Origin of the sequence: Actinoplanes sp. SE50/110, assembly GCF_900119315.1 — a bacterium.
Taxonomy (GTDB): Bacteria; Actinomycetota; Actinomycetes; order Mycobacteriales; family Micromonosporaceae; genus Actinoplanes.
Map to the genome: position 1 here is coordinate 819367 of NZ_LT827010.1, position 17861 is coordinate 837227.

Here is a 17861-nt window from a genome sequence, read left to right on the forward strand (position 1 = left end):
CGGCTCAATCGCCCGCACCGGCGGCCGCCCGCCGATCTATGTTTCCGATCACGTACGATGCGCGTAAGAGTGCTTCTTGCGCATGACGTTTGCGCGAAAGTCGGCTACGCTGCCCGGCATGTGTGGGATCGTGGGTTACGTAGGCAATCGCCCGGCCTTGAGCATCGTCCTCGATGGCCTCCGGCGTCTGGAGTACCGCGGATATGACTCCGCGGGTATCGCCGTCATCGACGCCGGCGAGGTGCACACCGAGAAGCGGGCCGGCAAGCTGGCCAACCTGGAGAAGGCCCTGGCGGAGCGGGCCGCCGGTGGAATCGCCGCCGGGCACACCGGCATCGGGCACACCCGGTGGGCCACCCACGGCGGGCCGACCGACCGTAACGCCCACCCGCACCTGTCCGCCGACGGCCGGGTCGCCGTCATCCACAACGGCATCATCGAGAACTTCTCCCGGCTGCGCGCCGAACTCGAAGCGGACGGGGTCGAGTTCCGCAGCGACACCGACACCGAATGCGCCGCCCACCTGCTCGCCGCCGAGATGCGGGCGCTGCGCGCGGCCGGTGGCCAGGACGGCCCGGCGCTGCTCGCCGAGGGCATGCGCCGCGTGGTGCGCCGCCTGGAGGGCGCCTTCACCCTGCTCGCCGTCGACGTCGAGGTCCCCGACGCGGTGATCGCCGCCCGGCGCAACTCGCCGCTGGTCGTCGGCCGCGGCGCCGGCGAATACTTCCTGGCCAGTGACGTCTCGGCGTTCATCGAGCACACCCGGGAAGCGGTCGAGCTGGGCCAGGACCAGGTCGTCCTGATCACTCCGGCCGGGATCGAGATCACCGACTTCGACGGCGCCCCGGCGACCGGGCAGGAATTCCACGTCGACTGGGACGCGTCGGCCGCCGAGAAGGGCGGTTACGACTACTTCATGCTCAAGGAGATCGCCGAGCAGCCGCAGGCCATCGCGGACACCCTGCTCGGCCGGCTCAGCGAGCGCGGCGAGATCATCCTGGACGAGGTGCGGCTCACCGACCAGGACCTGCGGGACGTGGACAAGGTGTTCATCGTCGCCTGCGGCACCTCGTACCACGCCGGCATGGTCGCCAAGTACGCCATCGAGCACTGGGTCCGGATCCCCTGCGAGGTGGAGCTGGCCAGCGAGTTCCGGTACCGCGACCCGATCCTGGACCGGTCCACCCTGGTGATCGCGATCAGCCAGTCCGGCGAAAGCATGGACACCCTGATGGCGCTGCGGCACGCCAAGGAGCAGAAGGCCCGGGTGCTGGCCATCTGCAACACCAACGGGTCGACCATCCCGCGCGAGTCGGACGCGGTGCTCTACACCCACGGCGGGCCGGAGATCGCGGTCGCCTCGACCAAGGCGTTCCTCACCCAGCTGGTCGCCTGCTACCTGATCGGCCTGCACCTGGCCCAGATCCGCGGCGTGATGTACGCCGACGAGGTCGCCGCGGTCGTCTCCCGGCTTCGCCGCACCCCGGACAACCTGCGTGAGCTGCTCGACAAGATGGAGGACGTGCGCGCGCTGGCACGCGACCTGAAGAGCGCCTCGACGATCCTGTTCATCGGCCGGCACGTCGGCTTCCCGGTCGCCCTGGAAGGCGCCCTGAAGCTGAAGGAGCTCGCCTACATGCACGCCGAGGGCTTCGCGGCCGGCGAACTCAAGCACGGCCCGATCGCGCTGATCGACCAGGGCACCCCGGTCGTCTGCGTGGTCCCGTCCCCGGCCGGCCGCGGCGTCATGCGCGACAAGGTCGTCTCCAACATCCAGGAGGTCCGCGCCCGCGGCGCCCGCACCATCGTCATCGCCGAGGAGGGCGACGAGAGCGTCAAGGCCTACGCCGACCACCTCATCGAGGTCCCGCACACCCCCACCCTGCTGGCCCCGTTGATGACCACGGTGCCGCTGCAGATCCTGGCCTGCGAAATCGCCGCCGCCCGCGGCCACGACGTCGACCAGCCCCGCAACCTGGCCAAGTCCGTCACCGTCGAATAACCAACCCCCCAACCCCACCCGCTCCACCTGCGGCCCGGGTCGTGCACTCGCCCGGGCTGCTGGTCGGGGTCGTGTGCTTGGTCGGGCTGCTGGTCGGGGTCGTGTGCTCTGCCGGTCATTTCGGGTGTCCGCCCAGGGTGATGGTGGCGAGGGCGTCGAGGGCCGGCTTGCCGGGATCCCAGTAGCCGAGGTGGCCGCCGTCGGCCTGGGTGTGGAACACCTGGGCGCCGAAGGCCGGGTCGCTCGGGTCGTGGCCGAACCAGAGGTGCTCGGTGGGCGCCAGCCCCAGGCCCGGCACCAACTCCCGGGCCGCGCCGGCCGGGGAGACCGCCAGATATTGGATCGGGTCGCTGATCGACGTCGAGGCGAACACCCGGTCGGCCGGCAGGTGCAACTGGGCCGCCGATTCGACGCCGACGCCGGGTGAGCCGACGAACACCACCCGGTCCGCGTCCAGGCCGCCGGTCGCCGCCTCGCCGACGACCAGCGAACCGTAACTGTGGCCGAGCACCGTCTGCCGGGCGGCCGCGCCCTCGTGGGTGGCCCGCAGGCCGTCCTGGAACAACCGCAACGCACCGGCGCCGTCCCGGGCCTGGCGGGCCGACGAGGCCTCGGGCAGGAAATCCGGGGCGTCGTAGTCGAGCCACAGGACGGCGCTGGTCGCCTCGGCCGGGCCGAGGTCGGTGGCCCGGCCGGCGACCCGCTCGGCGCGGGTCAGCTCACCGTTCAGCGAGGCCAGGTCCGAGGTCATGCCCGGAACGTGGGTCAGCACATTGGCGGCCCGATCCGGGTCGCCGAAGGCGACCACCGCCCGGCCGTCGCCGGAGACGTCGAGGCCCATCAGGTACGCCCGGGGGCCCCGGTCGTCGGCCAGCCGGTCCGCCAGGCGGTCCAGACCCTGCACGGTGCCCGCGGTCCCGCCGTGCCGCAACAGCTCGTCGCGGCGATCGGCGAGCAGCAACCGGTTGGCCAGGTCACGGTCGGCGGCGGGGATCCCGTTGAGCCCGCCGAAGGCAGTCGGCTCGGTGCCGAGCAGCCACATCCGCTCACCCGGGGACAGGGCGGCCCACCACAACCGGACCTGCGCCGGGGTGGCCGTGCAACTCGGCCGGTCGTCGGAAGCCGGCGCCACCGGGATCGCCGTCAGCTCGGCCAGACGCGCTGCCGCGCTCGCGTCGGCGCTCGCGGCGAGCCGCAGAGCGTTGCCGAGCTCGGCGGCGCCCGGCCCGGGCACGCCGGGCACCAGATCCACGCCTCCTGCTCCGCCCCGACCTCCGCCCGCGCCTGCACGGCCCGAGCCCGCGGTTGCGCTGCCTGCGCCTGCACGGCCCGAGCCCGCTGTTGCGCTGCCTGCGCCTGCGCTGCCCGAGCCTGCGCCTGCGCTGCCCGAGCCTGCGCCTGCGGTGCCCGCGCCTGTGCTGCCCGAGCCCGCGTCGGCCAAGCCTGCGCTTGTGCCGCCGGCGCCCGGGCCGGTACCGCCCTGGCCGAGGCCGCCCGAGCTGGCCGCGGCGGCTGCGGCGGCCCGGGCCCGGTCCAGAAGTGCGCGGGCTCGGGTGAGAGCGGCGGCGAACTCGCTGAGGATCTGGTCGGCTCGCCAGCAGAGCAGGCGGAACACCACCAGACGGCGGCGGAGCGTGGCCAGCCGGAGGACCGCGGCCTCGGCGGCTGCGCCGGACCAGGCTGTGCGCAAGCCCTCGATCAGTGGCCCGAACTCGGCGCACAGCACGCCTGCCAGGGCGGCCCAGCGGCGCCAGGTCAGCGCGGCTGCGGCCCAGCGAGCCGGGTCGGTCACGCGCAGACGGTCATAGGTGACGGTGAGCGTCGGCCCGACGGTCACCGGGTGAACGCTCATCGGGCGTTGCTCCTCGCGTTGAGGTTCATGGGGGCGTTGCCCATCGCGTCGACGTCCATTGCGGCGACGATCATCGGGCTGATGCTCGGCAGGGTGACGCTCATCGGGTGCAGGCTCATCGGGTGGACCGGAGGCGGGTGGCGGCTCGGGTGTCGGCCGCCGCGTACGCCGTGATGGTGGTTTTGATCCTGGAGGCGGTGTCGGAGAGGTCGGCGCCGAGTTGGCGCAGGGTTCGGGCAGCCGTGTCCGAGGTGATGGTGGCGGCGCCGGTGGTGGCCCACTGGGGGCCGGCGACCGGGTGCGGGGCCGACGAGGCGGCCTCGCGCACCCGGGACGCCGTTCCCTCCGTCGCGTCGGCGATCCGGTGCAGTGTCTCGGTATCCACGTCGAGATCCGGATTCATGGGGCAACCTCCTGGGGCGGGCCGGCGGAACGGATGCGCCGAAGGTAGGCCGTTTTCCGGCCCGCCGGGACGGCCTGTGGACAACGGTTCGCGGCTTGTCCACAGGCGGTCCGGCGACCGTTAGGGTGTCCGTTGTGATCGTGTCTGTCGGCATCGACGTCGTCCTGGTCGACCGCTTCGCCCGCGCTCTGGACCGCACCCCGCTGCTCGGGGACCGCCTGTTCACCGAGGCTGAGCGGCTGACCGGCTCGGGCAATCCGCGCTCGCCGGAGTCGCTGGCCGCCCGGTTCGCGGCCAAGGAGGCGGTGGCCAAGGCGCTGGGCGCGCCGGTGGGGCTGCGCTGGCACGACTGCGAGATCGTCACCGACCCGGACGGGCGGCCGTGGTTGACCGTCTCGGGTACGGTCGCCGCCGCCGCCTCCGAGCGCGGCATCAACCGATGGCACCTGTCGCTGTCGCACGACGGCGGGATCGCCTCCGCGATGGTGGTCGCCGAGCAGTGAGAGCGGAGCAGCGAGACCGGGTAGTGACAGCCGGGCAGTGACAGCCGGGCAGTGGAGAAGGCCGGCCTAGCGGTAGGGGGAGAGATGCGGCAGGCATGGCGGGTCGCCGATGTGCGCGCGGCGGAGAAGACGCTGATGGCGACGCTGCCGGAGGGTGCGCTGATGCAGCGGGCCGCGGCCGGTCTGGCCCGCCGCTGTGCGCTGCTGCTCGAGGACTCCGGCGGGGTGTACGGCGCCCGGGTGTTGCTGCTGGTCGGCAGCGGCGACAACGGCGGTGACACGCTGTACGCCGGGGCCCTGCTGGCGCGGCGCGGGGCGCAGGTGCGGGCGCTGCTGCTCAGCCCGGACCGGGTGCATCTGGCCGGGCTCGCCGCGCTGCGGCAGGCGGGCGGCTTCACCACCGCCGACCTGCCCACCCGGGTCGATCTGGTGCTGGACGGGATCGTCGGGATCGGGGCCAGCGGTGGGCTGCGACCGCCCGCCGCGGCGCTCGTCGGGGCGCTCGGCGAGCTGCGGGGACGTACCGGTGATCGGCCTTTGATCGTGGCTGTCGACGTGCCGAGCGGGGTGCGGGTGGACACCGGCGACGTGCCCGGCGACGCGGTGGACGCCGATGTCACGGTCACCTTCGGGTGTCTGAAGCCGGCCCACCTGGTGGGCCCCGCGGCGCCCCGCTGCGGGCACGTCGAGCTGGTCGACATCGGTCTGGGCCCGGCGCTGGTCGCCGACCCGGCGGTGCGGGTGGCCGAGGCGGCCGACATCGCCGCCTGGTGGCCGCGTCCCGGTGCTGCTTCGGACAAGTACACCCGCGGCGTGGTCGGCCTGGCCACCGGTTCGGCCGGATATCCGGGTGCCGCGCTGCTCTCCACGGCCGGCGCGCTGGCCGGCCCGACCGGCATGGTGCGGTACGCCGGCAGCGCCCACCGGGAGGTGGTCCACGCCCACCCGTCGGTGGTGGCGGCGCCGAAGGTGGCCGACGCCGGCCGGGTGCAGGCCTGGGTCTGCGGTTCCGGGCTGGGCACCGGCGACGAGGCCCGCACCGAGCTGCGCAGCGTGCTGGCCACCTCGTTGCCGGTGCTGCTGGACGCGGACGCGATCACCCTGCTGGTCGGCGGGGAGCACGCCGAGCACCTGCGCCGGGACGCGCCGCTGGTGCTGACCCCGCACGACGGCGAGTTCAAGCGGCTGGCCGGGGAGGCGCCGGGCGCCGACCGGATGGCCGCGGCCGCCCGGCTGGCCGCCTGGACGAACGCGGTGGTGCTGCTCAAGGGCGACCGGACGATCGTGGCGACGCCGGGCGGAGAGATCTGGGCCAATCCGACCGGCAGCCCGGCACTGGCCACCGCGGGCAGCGGGGACGTGCTGGCCGGGCTGCTCGGGTCGCTGCTGGCGGCCGGGCTGCCGCCGGTGCGGGCGGCGGTGGCGGCGGCGTACGTGCACGGGCTGGCCGGCCGGCATGCGGCGGCGGACGGGCCGGTCACCTCGCCGGATGTGGCGGCGGCGATCCGGCCGGTGCTGGCCCACCTACTGGGGTGAACGGAAACTGTCGTACCCCTCAGTAGGGTGGATGACATGTGGCAGGCCGAAGTCCGCGTGAATCTGGACGCCATCCGGGACAACGTCGCGATGCTGCGCGCCGGCACCTCCGCCGAGGTGCTGGTCGCGGTCAAGGCGGACGGCTACGGGCACGGCATGGTTCCGGCCGCCCGGGCCGCGGTCGCCGGCGGCGCCACCTGGCTCGGCGTGGCCACCCTCGACGAGGCTCTGGAGCTGCGCCGGGGCGGGATCGAGGCCCGGGTGCTGGCCTGGCTGTTCGCCCCCGGGCAGCCGCTGCACGAGGGGATCACGGCCGGCGTCGACCTGAGCGCGGCCACCCCGGAACTGCTCGACGAGTTGGTCACCGCCGCGCGCCGGGCCGGGCGGCCGGCCCGGGTGCACCTGAAACTCGACACCGGGCTGTCCCGGGGCGGCGCGGTGCCGGCCGAGTGGCCGGCCCTGTTCGAGGCGGCGGCCAAGGCGCAGGCCGGCGGGGACGTCGAGGTGACCGGGGTGTGGAGCCACTTCGCCTGTGCCGACGAGCCGGGCCACGAGTCGGTCGACCGCCAGCTGGCCGCGTTCACCGACGGCCTGGCCGTGGCGGAGCGGTTCGGGTTGACCCCGCGCTACCGGCACATCGCCAACTCGGCGGCCACGCTGACCCGTCCCGACACGCACTTCGACCTGGTCCGGGTCGGCATCGCGGCGTACGGGTTGTCGCCGATCGCGGGCGAGACCTACGGCCTGCGTCCGGCCATGACGGCCCGCGCCCGGGTGACGATGACCAAGCGGGTGCCGGGCGGGCAGGGCGTGTCCTACGGGTTGACCTATCACACCGAGCGGGAGACCACCCTGGCCGTGGTCCCGCTGGGCTACGGCGACGGGGTGCCGCGGCACGCATCCAGCGCCGGCCCGGTGCGGATCGGCACGACCACCGCGCGGATCGCCGGGCGGGTCTGCATGGATCAGTTCGTGGTCGACCTGGGTGACGCCCCGGTGGCGCCCGGTGACGTGGCGACGCTCTTCGGGGCGGGTGACGACGGCGGCCCCACCGCGGACGACTGGGCGGCGGCGGCCGGCACGATCAACTACGAGATCGTCACCCGGTTCGGCAGCGGGCGGGTGCCGCGGGTCTACACCGGGGAGGTCGCGTGAGCCGGTCCCGTGCGGCCAAGACGGCCGGGATAGCCGGGGCGGTCGTCGGGGTGGCGGCGGCCGGTCTGGCGACCGCGTTCGCCGTGGAGCGGGTGTTGGTCCGGCGCTCGGTCAACAAGCCCGGTGATCCCTATGTCGACGAGCCGTTCGGCGATCAGCCCTATGACGAGGAGCGCACCGTCACCGCGGCGGACGGCACCGAGCTGCACGTGGAGATCGTCGATCCGCGGGCCGAGGAGCCCCGCGGCTGGACCGGCCGGCCCGGGCGCGGCCGGAAGGAGAAACCCACCATCGTCTTCGTGCACGGTTTCGCGCTGGACATGGGCACCTTCTACTTCCAGCGCAAGGCGCTGGCCGAGCGCGGCGACCACCGCCTGGTCTTCTACGACCAGCCCGGCCACGGCCGTTCCAGCAGGCTGCAGTCCGGGGCGTATGACATCGCCGCCCTGGGCCGTTCGCTGGCCGCCGTGCTCGACGCGACCGTCCCGGACGGGCACATCATCCTGGTCGGGCACTCGATGGGCGGCATGACGATCATGGCGTTCGCCGAGCAGTTCCCGGAGTGGTTCGGCAACCGGGTGACCGGCGTGGTGCTGATGTCCACCTCGGCCGGGCTGTTCGACAAGGCGACCCTCGGCCTGACCAACGTGGTGGCCCGGGCCAGCGCGCCGTTCTTCCCGCTCTGGGATCGGGCGGCCAAGCTGGGCGGTGGCACCATCGACCGGGCCCGGGTGGCCTCCTCCGACCTGGCCTGGCTGCTCACCCGGCGGTACGGGTTCGGGGAGGCCCGGCCCAGCCCGTCGCTGGTCACCTTCGTGGAGAGCATGAATTCGCGGACCTCGGTGGAGACCCTCACCAAATACCTGAACACGCTGTATCGCCACAGCCGGCTGCCGGCGCTGTCCGCGCTGCGCGGCGTCCCGGTGCTGGTCGTCGTCGGCGACCGGGACTACCTCACCCCGGTCACCCACTCCGAGCAGATCATCCGCGAGCTTCCGCAGGCCGAGCTGCTGAAGATCGAGAACAGCGGGCACGTGGTCATGCTGGAGAAGGCCGACGAGGTGAACGCGGCCCTGATCCCGTTCCTGGAGAAGATCTCGTGAAGCTGACCACCGTCGAGCAGACCCGGGCCTTCGGCCGCCGGCTCGCCGCCGTGCTGCGCCCGGGGGACCTGGTGCTGCTCACCGGGCCGCTGGGGGCCGGCAAGACGGCGCTGGCCCAGGGCATCGGCACCGGGCTGGGCGTGCAGGGGCCGATCACCTCGCCGACCTTCGTGATCGCCCGGGTGCACCGCGGCCCGGTGCCGATGGTGCACGCCGACGCGTATCGGCTGGGCGACCGCCCCGACCCGCGCGCCGAGATCGACGACCTGGACCTGGACGCCTCCGCCGACGAGGCGGTCACCGTGGTGGAATGGGGCGCCGGTCTGGTCGAGCAACTGAACGACGAACATCTCCTCGTCCGCCTCGAGCGGCTGGACGACGACACCCGAGTGATCGAGCTGACGCCGCACGGCGGCGACTGGGCACACCGACTGGAGCAGATGTGAACCTGACCGAGCACCTCCCCGCCGAGTGGCGCGCCGAGCTGGCCCCCTTCCTGGATGCGCAGGCGACGGCCGAGCTGGGCGAGTTCGTCGCCGCGGAGTACGCCGAGCACACCGTCTACCCCCCGGCGGAGGACCTGTTCGCGGCGTACCGGCTGTGCTCGCCGGAGCAGACCCGGGTGCTGATCCTCGGCCAGGACCCGTATCACGGCGCCGGCCAGGCGCACGGGCTGAGCTTCAGCGTCCGCGAGGGGGTCCGGGTGCCCCCGTCGCTGCGCAACGTCTTCAAGGAGCTCGCCGAGGACGTCAACATCGCCCCGCCGAAGAGCGGCGACCTGACCGGCTGGGCGCGGCAGGGGGTGCTGCTGCTCAACGCGGTGCTCACGGTCCGGGCCGGCAAGGCCGCCTCGCACGCCAACAAGGGCTGGGAGACGTTCACCGACGCCACCATCCGGGCGTTGAACGAGCGCAACGAGCGGGTCGTCTTCCTGCTCTGGGGCAACTACGCGAAGAAGAAGGCGGCGCTGGTCACCAACCCGGTGCACGCGGTGATCGAGGCCGGCCACCCGAGCCCGATGAACCCCGCCGGGTTTCTCGGCAGCCGCCCGTTCAGCGCCGCCAACAAGGCACTCGCCGACGGCGGCCGGCCGGTGGTGAACTGGGACCCGCGGGCCACCGTCTAGGGTTTTCACCGTGCTCGTACTCGCTCTGGACACCGCAACGCCCGCCTCGACGGCGGCGCTCGTCGAGGTCACCGCAGACGGTTTGTTCGGGGTGGCGGAAAGTCGCACGGTCGACCCCCGGGCGCACGGCGAGAAACTGGCGCCGGAGATCGCCGCGGTGCTCGCCACGGCCGGGGTGCGACCATCGGATCTGACCGCGATCGTGGCCGGCCTGGGCCCGGGGCCGTTCACCGGCCTGCGGGTGGGGCTGGCCACGGCCGCGGCGATGGGGCAGGCGCTGGGCATCCCGACGTACGGGGTGTGTTCGCTGGACGCGCTGGGGCGGGCGGCCGGGCCGGGGCGGGTGCTGATCGCCACCGATGCGCGGCGGCGCGAGGTGTATTTCGCGTCGTACGTCGACGGCGTACGCAATGGTGGTCCCGATGTCTCCAAGCCCGCCGATGTCACGGTGAACGCGGACAGGGCGGCGGGCGAGGGGGCGTTGAAGTACGGGGACGTCTTCGGGCTGCCGGTGGAGGAGCACCTGCTCTACCCGCCGGGTGCCGCGCTGGTGGCCCTCGCGGCCGACCGGGTCCGGGCCGGGGCCGCGAGCGAGATCCTCACCCCGCTCTATCTGCGGCGTCCGGACGCCGTCGAGCCGGCCGGTCGCAAGCCGGTGCTGACCTGATGCGCATCGAGCGACTCCGCTGGTGGCACATCGAGGCGATCCTCCCGCTGGAGGAGGATCTCTTCGGGCCGGAGAAGTGGTCCGCCGCCATGTTCTGGAATGAGCTGGCGCAGCGGAACTACTACATCGTTGCCCTGGAAAACGATGACATAGCCGGTTATGCCGGTTTGTCCGTGGTGGACCGGGAGGAGTCCTGGGTGCAGAACATCGCGGTCCGCCGGGATGCCCAGCGCGGCGGCATCGGCCGCGCCCTGCTGGAGGATCTGCTCGCCGAGGCGGCCCGCCGGGGCGTCGGCCGCACCCTGCTCGAGGTGGCCGTCGACAACCATCCGGCACAGAAGCTGTACGCCACCTACGATTTCGAGCCGGTCGGCATCCGGCGCGGCTACTACCAACCGAGCAACACCGACGCCCTGGTGATGATGCGAGATGCGTGACGAGCCCCTGGTCCTCGGGATCGAGACCTCCTGCGACGAGACCGGTGTCGGCATCGTGCGCGGCCACACCCTGCTCGCCGACGCACTGGCGTCCAGTGTGGACCAGCACGCCCGGTTCGGCGGCGTGGTCCCCGAGGTGGCCAGCCGCGCCCACCTGGAGGCGCTGGTCCCCACCATGCGGCGGGCGCTGGACGAGGCCGGTGTCACGCTGGCCGACGTCGACGCGATCGCGGTCACCAGCGGCCCCGGCCTGGCCGGCGCGCTGCTGGTCGGGGTGGCCGCCGCCAAGGGATACGCACTGGCCGCGGAGAAGCCGATCTACGGCGTGAACCATCTGGCCGCGCACGTCGCGGTGGACACTCTGGAGCACGGCCCGCTGCCCGAGCCGGCGATCGCCATGCTGGTCTCCGGCGGCCACTCGTCGCTGCTGCTGGTCGACGACCTGACGGCCGGGGTGACCCCGCTGGGGGCGACCATCGACGACGCGGCCGGCGAGGCGTTCGACAAGGTGGCCCGGCTGCTCGGGCTGGGCTTCCCGGGCGGCCCGATCATCGACCGGTCGGCACGGGACGGTGACGCCGGCGCGATCGCCTTCCCGCGCGGGCTGACCGCCGCCAAGGACCTGGCCGCGCACCGCTTCGACTTCTCCTTCTCCGGGCTGAAGACGGCGGTGGCCCGCTGGGTGGAGGCGCGCGAGCGGGCCGGCGAGCCGGTCCCGGTGGCCGACGTCGCGGCCAGCTTCCAGGAGGCCGTCTGCGACGTGCTGACCGCCAAGGCGATCGATGCCTGCCGGGAGCACGGGGTGGGCACCCTGGTGATCGGCGGGGGTGTGGCGGCCAACTCGCGGTTGCGGGTGCTGGCGGAGCAGCGGGCGGCCCGGCACGGGATCGCGGTACGCGTACCACGGCCGCAGTTGTGCACGGACAACGGCGCGATGGTCGCGGCGCTCGGCTCGCATCTGGTGGCCGCCGGCGTCGCGCCGAGTCGTCTCGACCTTCCGGCGGATTCCGCGATGGGTTTGACCGCGGTCAGCGTCGCGGGGTAGGAAGCGAACATGATCGCGCGGATGTGGGAGGTGCGGGCCTCGCGCAGCGGCTTCGATGAGCTGCTGAGCTGGGTCTGCGACACGGCGGTGCCCAGCCTCGAGGTGCTGCCACAACATGTGTCGAGTGACGTCTATTCGTCCACGGATCATCGCATCGTCGTCATCTCCAAATGGCGAAACACCCCGGAGAGCCTGCCCAGCCCGCCGGAGAAGCTGGTGGCACGCGCTCCGCACGTCTGGGATTTCACCCCCGTCGATCGCTGAGCGGTCGCAGCACGGGCGTTCCCGGCCGTACCGTCGGGGCCTGATGCGCAGACTGCCCGTGGCCGATCCCGGCCTGCCCGACGCCCGGTCCGCCACGCGTTACCTGAGCTGGCTGATCCGGCGCTCCCGTATGACGATGCTCACTGCGATCGCGCTGGCGATCGCCTGGATGGGGTGCCAGTCGCTGGTGCCGGCGATCGTCGGTGAGGCGATCGACGCGGCCGCCGAACGCCGTGGCCGGGCGTTGCTCGGCTGGGGGCTGGTGCTCTTCGCGGCCGGGGTGGCGCAGGCCGTCGCCGGTATCAGCCGGCACCGGTTCTCGGTGGTCAACTGGCTCGGTGCCGGTTTCCGGACGGTGCAGGTCACCGTCCGGCAGGCGAACCGGCTCGGCTCGTCGCTGCCGCGGCGGCTGGAGGCCGGCGAGGTGGTGGCGATCGGCACCTCGGACATCAACCACATCGGCGGCGCGGTGGACGTCGCGGCCCGGGGCGCCGGGGCGCTGGTCGCGGTCGGCACGGTCACCGTGCTGCTGCTGCGCACCTCGGTCCCGCTCGGCCTGGTGGTGCTGATCGGGGTGCCGGCCCTGATGATCGTCGTAGGTGGACTGATCGGCCCGCTGCACGCGCGTCAGCAGACCTACCGGGAGCGGCAGGGCCGGCTCACCGGGCAGGCCGCCGACCTGGTGACCGGGTTGCGGGTGCTGCGCGGGGTGGGCGGCGAGGCGGTCATGGTGGCGCGGTACCGGCAGCGGTCGCAGGCGCTGCGGGTGGCCGGGGTGCGCACCGCCGAGGTGGAGTCGCTGCTGGAGGCCGCCCAGGTGCTGCTGCCCGGGACGTTGCTGGTGCTGATCACCTGGCTGGGGGCCCGGTTCGCGGCCGAGCACCGGATCTCGATCGGCCAGTTGGTGTCGTTCTACGCGTACGCCGCCTTCCTGGTCTCGCCGCTGCGGCAGCTCACCGACTCGATCGACAAACTGACCCGCGGGCACGTCTCGGCCCGCCGGGTCGCCGACATGCTCGGCCTGCGCCGTGACCTGCCCGATCCGCCGGCGAAGCCGCCGGTGACGGTACCGCCGCCCGGCGGCGAACTGGCCGACCCCCTCTCCGGGGTGCTGGTCATGCCCGGCCGGCTCACCGCGATCGTGGCCGAGGATCCGGCCGACACCGCCCGGATCGCCGACCGGCTCGGCCGGTACGCGCCCGGGGCCACCTGGGACGGCACACCGCTGACCGCGATCCCGCTGGAGGTGGTGCGGGAGCGGATCCTGGTGGTGGAGAACGAGGCGCGGCTGTTCTCCGGGCGGCTGCGCGCCGACCTCGATCCGCACCGGACCCCGCGGCTGGCCGAGGCGCTCGCGGCGGCGTCGGCACAGGACATCGTGGACGGTCTGCCGGGCGGTCTGGACAGTGTGGTCGCCGAGCGCGGCCGGTCGTTCTCCGGCGGTCAGCAGCAACGGCTGCGGCTGGCCCGGGCGCTGGTCGCCGACCCGGAATTCCTGATCCTGGTCGAGCCGACCAACGCGGTCGACGCGCACACCGAGGCCCGGATCGCCGAGCGGCTGCGCGCCGTACGGGCCGGCCGCACCACGGTCGTCTGCACCTCCAGCCCGCTGGTGCTGGCGCACACCGACCGGGTGTTCTTCGTGGAGTGCGGCCGGGTGACCGCTGCCGGGGCGCATCCGGAGCTGCTCGCCGCCGAGCCCGGCTACGCCCGTGTGGTGCTGCGCGAGGAGCTGTCGTGAGCCGTCCGCTTCCGGTGGCCGGCCGCGCGCAGGCCTGGCGGTACGCCCGATCCCTGTTCCGCAGCCACCCCGGCATGTTCCGGGCCACGGTCGGGCTGCACCTGCTCGCCGCGTGCGCCGGGCTGGCCGGCCCGCGCCTGCTCGGCGAGCTGGTGCAGGGGGTGCAGCGCGGGGTGCACGAGGCCGAGCTGAACCGGCTGGCCGCCACCCTGGCCGGTTTCGTGCTGGTGCAGGCGGTGCTGGTGCGCTATGCCTACCTGGCTTCGGCCCGGCTCGGCGAGCAGGTGCTGGCCCGGCTCCGGGAGGAGTTCATCGCCCGGGCGCTGTCCCTGCCGCTGGGCACGGTCGAGTCGGCCGGCACCGGGGACCTGCTGACCCGTACCACCCGGGACGTGGACGCGCTCTCCAAATGTGTCCGGCTGGCCGTGCCGGAGACCACGATCGCGCTGCTCACCGGTGGGCTGGTGGTGGTCGCGCTGGTCGCGGTGTCGCCGGTGCTGGCGTTGCCGCTGCTGATCGGGGTGCCGATCACGGTGGCCGGCACGCGGTGGTACGTGCGGCGCGCCCCGGCCGGCTATCTGCGGCAGAACGCGGCGTACTCGGACGTCACCGACGGGCTGGCCGAGACGGTCGAGGGCGCCCGCACGGTGGAGGCGCTCGGCCGGCAGGGGCAGCGGATCGCGCGTACCGACCGGGATCTGCACCGGTCCTGGCGGGCCGAGCGGTACACGCTTTTCCTGCGCACCGTGTGGTGGCCGGTGATCGAGGTCAGCTACGTGCTGCCGATGGTGCTGACCCTGCTCACCGGGGGCTGGCTCTATCTGCGCGGAACGGTCGGCCTGGGCCAGCTGACCGCGGCCGTCGTCTACGTCCAGCAGCTGATCCACCCCCTCGACCGGCTGCTCTCCTGGCTGGACGAGCTGCAGGTGGGCGCGGCCTCGCTGGCCCGGCTGCTCGGGGTGACCGCGACCGCCGAGCCGCCCCGGCCGGCCGCCCCGGTCCCGGACGGTCCCCGGATCGAGGTGCGCGGCCTGCGCTTCGGCTACGTGGCGGGCCGTGAGGTGCTGCACGGTGTCGACCTGACGTTGCGGCCGGGGGAGCGGCTGGCCGTGGTGGGCCCGTCCGGCGCCGGCAAATCCACGCTCGGCCGGCTGCTGGCCGGGCTGCACCAGCCGACCGCCGGCAGTGTCACGGTCGGTGGCGTGCCGCTGGGTGCGCTCGCCCCGGACCGGCTGCGCACCGAGGTGGCGCTGGTCAGTCAGGAGCATCACATCTTCATCGGGACGCTGCGCGACAATGTGGCGATGGCCCGGCCGGACGCGCCGGAACCGGACGTGCGCACCGCGCTTGCCGCCGTGCATGCCCTGGAGTGGGTCGACGCGCTGCCGCACGGGCTGGACACCGAGGTCGGAGACGGCGGGCAGGTGCTGACCGCGGCCCAGGCGCAGCAGGTGGCGCTGGCCCGGCTGGTCCTGGCCGGCCCGCACACGCTGGTGCTGGACGAGGCCACGGCGCTGCTGGACCCGGGGGCGGCCCGTGATCTGGAACGGTCGCTGGCGGCCGTGGTGCACGGGCGGACCGTGGTGGCGATCGCGCACCGCCTGTTCTCCGCCCACGACGCCGACCGGGTGGCGGTGGTGGAGGACGGCCGGATCACCGAGTTGGGCTCGCATGCCGACCTGGTGGCGGCGAACGGGTCGTACGCCGCCCTGTGGCGCTCCTGGCAGGGCGGTGGCGAAGCCCCGGAGAAGCCTCCGGACATGGCAAGGGCGCGCCCCCGCCAGGACGCGCCCTTCTAGTGCAACCGATCAGAAGCCGGGACCGTGCTGGTGGCCGTGCCCGTGACCGTGGCTGTGCCCGCCGGCAGCCGCCGGGGCCGGCTCGGCCGGCTTCTCCACGACGAGGCTCTCGGTGGTCAGCAGCAGCGCGGCGATCGAGACGGCGTTGGAGACCGCGTTGCGGGTCACCTTCACCGGGTCGATGATGCCGGCCGCGGCCAGGTCCACGTACTGGTCGGTGGCCGCGTTGAGGCCGTGGCCCCAGCCCAGCTCGGCGACCTTGGCCACCACGACGTAACCGTCGTGGCCGGCGTTCTGCGCGATCCAGCGCAGCGGCTCGACCAGCGCCTTGCGGACGATCGAGACGCCGATCGCCTCCTCGCCGGTCAGCCCCAGACCACCGTCGAGCTCCGTGGCGACCTGCGCGAGGGCGGCGCCGCCGCCCGGGACGGTGCCCTCCTCGACGGCCGCCTTGGTCGCCGCGATGGCGTCCTCGATGCGGTGCTTGCGCTCCTTCATCTCGACCTCGGTCGCGGCGCCGACCTTGATCACCGCGATGCCGCCGGAGAGCTTGGCCAGCCGCTCCGAGAGCTTCTCGCGGTCCCAGTCGGAGTCCGAGGCCTCGATCTCCTTGCGGATCTGCGCGACCCGGTCGGCGATGTCGGCGGAGTTGCCGCCGCCGTCGACGATCGTGGTGTTCTCCTTGTCGACGACGATCCGCCGGGCGCTGCCCAGCTGCTCGACGCCGACCTGGTCGAGCTTGTAGCCGAGCTCGGGGGCGATCAGCTCGCCACCGGTCGCGATCGCCAGGTCCTGCAGGATCGCCTTGCGGCGGTCACCGAAACCGGGCGCCTTCACCGCGGCGACCTTGATGGTCTTGCGCAGCGAGTTGACCACCAGGGTGGACAGGGCCTGGCCCTCGACGTCCTCGGCCACGATGAGCAGCGGCTTGCCGGTCTGCAGCACCTTCTCCAGGAGCGGGAGCAGCTCCTCGATGCTGGAGATCTTCTGGGTGGTGAGGAGGATGTGCGCGTCCTCCAGCACCGCCTCCTGCGACTCGGCGTCGGTCACGAAGTTCGGGGAGATGAAGCCCTTGTCGAACTGCAGACCCTCGGTGACGTCGAGCTCGGTGTGCAGCGCCGAGCCCTCCTCCACGGTGATCACGCCGTCGCGGCCGACCCGGTCCATCGCCTCGGCGATCAGCTCACCGATGGTGGCGTCCTGGGCCGAGATGGTGGCCACGTTCGCGATCGCCTTGTGGTCGGCGACCTCGACGGCCTTGGCCAGCAGCGCCTTGGAGACGACCTCGGCGGCCAGGTCCATGCCGCGCTTGAGGCCGATCGGGTTGGCGCCCGCGGTGACGTTGCGCAGGCCCTCGCGGACCAGCGCCTGGGCGAGCACGGTCGCCGTGGTGGTCCCGTCGCCGGCGACGTCGTTGGTCTTGGTCGCCACCTCCTTGACCAGCTGGGCGCCGAGGTTCTCGTACGGGTCGGTGAGCTCGATCTCCTTGGCGATGGTCACGCCGTCGTTGGTGATCGTCGGAGCGCCGAACTTCTTGTCCAGGACGACGTTGCGGCCGCGCGGGCCGAGAGTGACCTTGACCGTGTCGGCGAGCGTGTTGACGCCGTGCTCCAGGAGGTGCCGGGCGTCGTCAGAGAAGCTGAGGATCTTCGCCATGTAGTGGTCCCTTCACGCACCGACGCCCTGCCCCGAAGATCCGGAACAGGGCGTCTGCGCAGTCAGTCAGGTCTTTACTTCTCGATGACCGCGAGGACGTCGCGGGCGGAGAGCACCAGGTACTCCTCACCGGCGTACTTGACCTCGGTGCCGCCGTACTTCGAGTACAGGACCACGTCGCCGACCTTGACGTCGAGCGGGACGCGGTTGCCCTTGTCGTCGATCCGGCCGGGGCCGACGGCGAGGACGGTGCCCTCCTGCGGCTTCTCCTTCGCGGTGTCGGGGATCACGATGCCCGACGCCGTGGTGGTCTCCGCCTCGTTGGCCTGGACCACGATGCGGTCCTCGAGCGGCTTGATCGCAACCTTGGTCGCGGTAGTCACGGGCATACCCTCCTGGGTACAGGTTTCGCCGGCCATGAGCCAGGCCGGTCAATGCCTCATGCCACCGGGCGGGGCCGTCGTCGCGGGTGCCGGTCCGCCTGGTGCCTAGCCACCTCGGCAGGGCCGGGGCGGCTGGCACCCTCATGTTGAGAGTGCTAACCGGAGATTATGCCGGAACTAGCACTCCGT

Annotated in this window: 17 protein-coding genes; 13 read left to right on the forward strand and 4 right to left on the reverse strand. The window is 73.0% G+C overall.

Annotation, left to right across the window (positions count from 1 at the left end; translation table 11 throughout):
• Positions 1–118: 118 nt before the first annotated feature.
• Positions 119–2002 carry a glutamine--fructose-6-phosphate transaminase (isomerizing) gene (gene glmS, locus ACSP50_RS03695; RefSeq protein WP_043510792.1) on the forward strand — a complete coding sequence of 628 codons (1884 nt, stop codon included), beginning with the start codon at positions 119–121 and terminating at the stop codon, positions 2000–2002.
• Between the two features lie 115 nt (positions 2003–2117).
• Here the strand turns inward: glmS and ACSP50_RS03700 are convergent, their stop codons facing one another.
• The gene (locus tag ACSP50_RS03700) at positions 2118–3254 is read right to left on the reverse strand and encodes an alpha/beta hydrolase (RefSeq protein ID WP_085945544.1); all 1137 of its coding nucleotides are present in this window, start codon (positions 3252–3254) and stop codon (positions 2118–2120) included.
• Between the two features lie 715 nt (positions 3255–3969).
• Positions 3970–4257, reverse strand: coding sequence for a type VII secretion target (locus ACSP50_RS03705; protein ID WP_014687811.1), 288 nt, complete (start codon positions 4255–4257; stop codon positions 3970–3972).
• A gap of 134 nt (positions 4258–4391) precedes the next feature.
• On the opposite strand from ACSP50_RS03705, the gene ACSP50_RS03710 reads away from it, so the two are divergent.
• From ACSP50_RS03710 to ACSP50_RS03765, 12 genes are all read left to right on the forward strand, one after another.
• On the forward strand, positions 4392–4760 hold the full coding sequence (locus tag ACSP50_RS03710; protein WP_014687812.1) for a holo-ACP synthase: 369 nt from the start codon (positions 4392–4394) through the stop codon (positions 4758–4760).
• Positions 4761–4844: 84 nt separating this feature from the next.
• A complete protein-coding gene (locus ACSP50_RS03715; protein ID WP_014687813.1) occupies positions 4845–6296 on the forward strand; it encodes a bifunctional ADP-dependent NAD(P)H-hydrate dehydratase/NAD(P)H-hydrate epimerase in 1452 nt (483 codons plus the stop codon).
• Between the two features lie 36 nt (positions 6297–6332).
• Positions 6333–7451: an alanine racemase gene (gene alr, locus ACSP50_RS03720; protein ID WP_014687814.1), complete on the forward strand. Its 1119-nt coding sequence runs from the start codon at positions 6333–6335 to the stop codon at positions 7449–7451.
• Positions 7448–8554 carry an alpha/beta fold hydrolase gene (locus tag ACSP50_RS03725; RefSeq protein ID WP_014687815.1) on the forward strand — a complete coding sequence of 369 codons (1107 nt, stop codon included), beginning with the start codon at positions 7448–7450 and terminating at the stop codon, positions 8552–8554. Before alr ends, ACSP50_RS03725 begins: the two co-directional genes overlap by 4 nt.
• The gene (gene tsaE, locus ACSP50_RS03730; protein ID WP_014687816.1) at positions 8551–9000 is read left to right on the forward strand and encodes a tRNA (adenosine(37)-N6)-threonylcarbamoyltransferase complex ATPase subunit type 1 TsaE; all 450 of its coding nucleotides are present in this window, start codon (positions 8551–8553) and stop codon (positions 8998–9000) included. Before ACSP50_RS03725 ends, tsaE begins: the two co-directional genes overlap by 4 nt.
• Positions 8997–9680: a uracil-DNA glycosylase gene (gene ung / locus ACSP50_RS03735; protein ID WP_014687817.1), complete on the forward strand. Its 684-nt coding sequence runs from the start codon at positions 8997–8999 to the stop codon at positions 9678–9680. The genes tsaE and ung overlap by 4 nt, the downstream gene beginning before the upstream one ends.
• Before the next feature lie 10 nt (positions 9681–9690).
• Positions 9691–10347 carry a tRNA (adenosine(37)-N6)-threonylcarbamoyltransferase complex dimerization subunit type 1 TsaB gene (gene tsaB / locus ACSP50_RS03740; RefSeq protein ID WP_014687818.1) on the forward strand — a complete coding sequence of 219 codons (657 nt, stop codon included), beginning with the start codon at positions 9691–9693 and terminating at the stop codon, positions 10345–10347.
• Positions 10347–10784 (forward strand): ribosomal protein S18-alanine N-acetyltransferase, encoded by a 438-nt coding sequence (gene rimI / locus ACSP50_RS03745; RefSeq protein WP_014687819.1) that lies wholly within the window; start codon positions 10347–10349, stop codon positions 10782–10784. Before tsaB ends, rimI begins: the two co-directional genes overlap by 1 nt.
• Entirely contained in the window at positions 10777–11829 is a 1053-nt protein-coding gene (gene tsaD, locus ACSP50_RS03750; protein WP_014687820.1) for a tRNA (adenosine(37)-N6)-threonylcarbamoyltransferase complex transferase subunit TsaD, read from the forward strand. The genes rimI and tsaD overlap by 8 nt, the downstream gene beginning before the upstream one ends.
• Before the next feature lie 9 nt (positions 11830–11838).
• Entirely contained in the window at positions 11839–12093 is a 255-nt protein-coding gene (locus ACSP50_RS03755) for a hypothetical protein (protein ID WP_014687821.1), read from the forward strand.
• A 43-nt stretch (positions 12094–12136) separates the two neighbouring features.
• Positions 12137–13834 carry an ABC transporter ATP-binding protein gene (locus ACSP50_RS03760; protein WP_014687822.1) on the forward strand — a complete coding sequence of 566 codons (1698 nt, stop codon included), beginning with the start codon at positions 12137–12139 and terminating at the stop codon, positions 13832–13834.
• Complete coding sequence (locus ACSP50_RS03765; protein WP_014687823.1) at positions 13831–15633, forward strand: ABC transporter ATP-binding protein; 1803 nt, start codon at positions 13831–13833, stop codon at positions 15631–15633. Before ACSP50_RS03760 ends, ACSP50_RS03765 begins: the two co-directional genes overlap by 4 nt.
• Before the next feature lie 9 nt (positions 15634–15642).
• On the opposite strand, the gene groL is transcribed toward ACSP50_RS03765, so the two are convergent.
• Both groL and groES read right to left on the reverse strand, forming a co-directional pair.
• Entirely contained in the window at positions 15643–17289 is a 1647-nt protein-coding gene (gene groL / locus ACSP50_RS03770) for a chaperonin GroEL (RefSeq protein WP_014687824.1), read from the reverse strand.
• Between the two features lie 74 nt (positions 17290–17363).
• On the reverse strand, positions 17364–17678 hold the full coding sequence (groES, locus tag ACSP50_RS03775) for a co-chaperone GroES (RefSeq protein WP_014440794.1): 315 nt from the start codon (positions 17676–17678) through the stop codon (positions 17364–17366).
• Between the last annotated feature and the right edge of the window lie 183 nt (positions 17679–17861).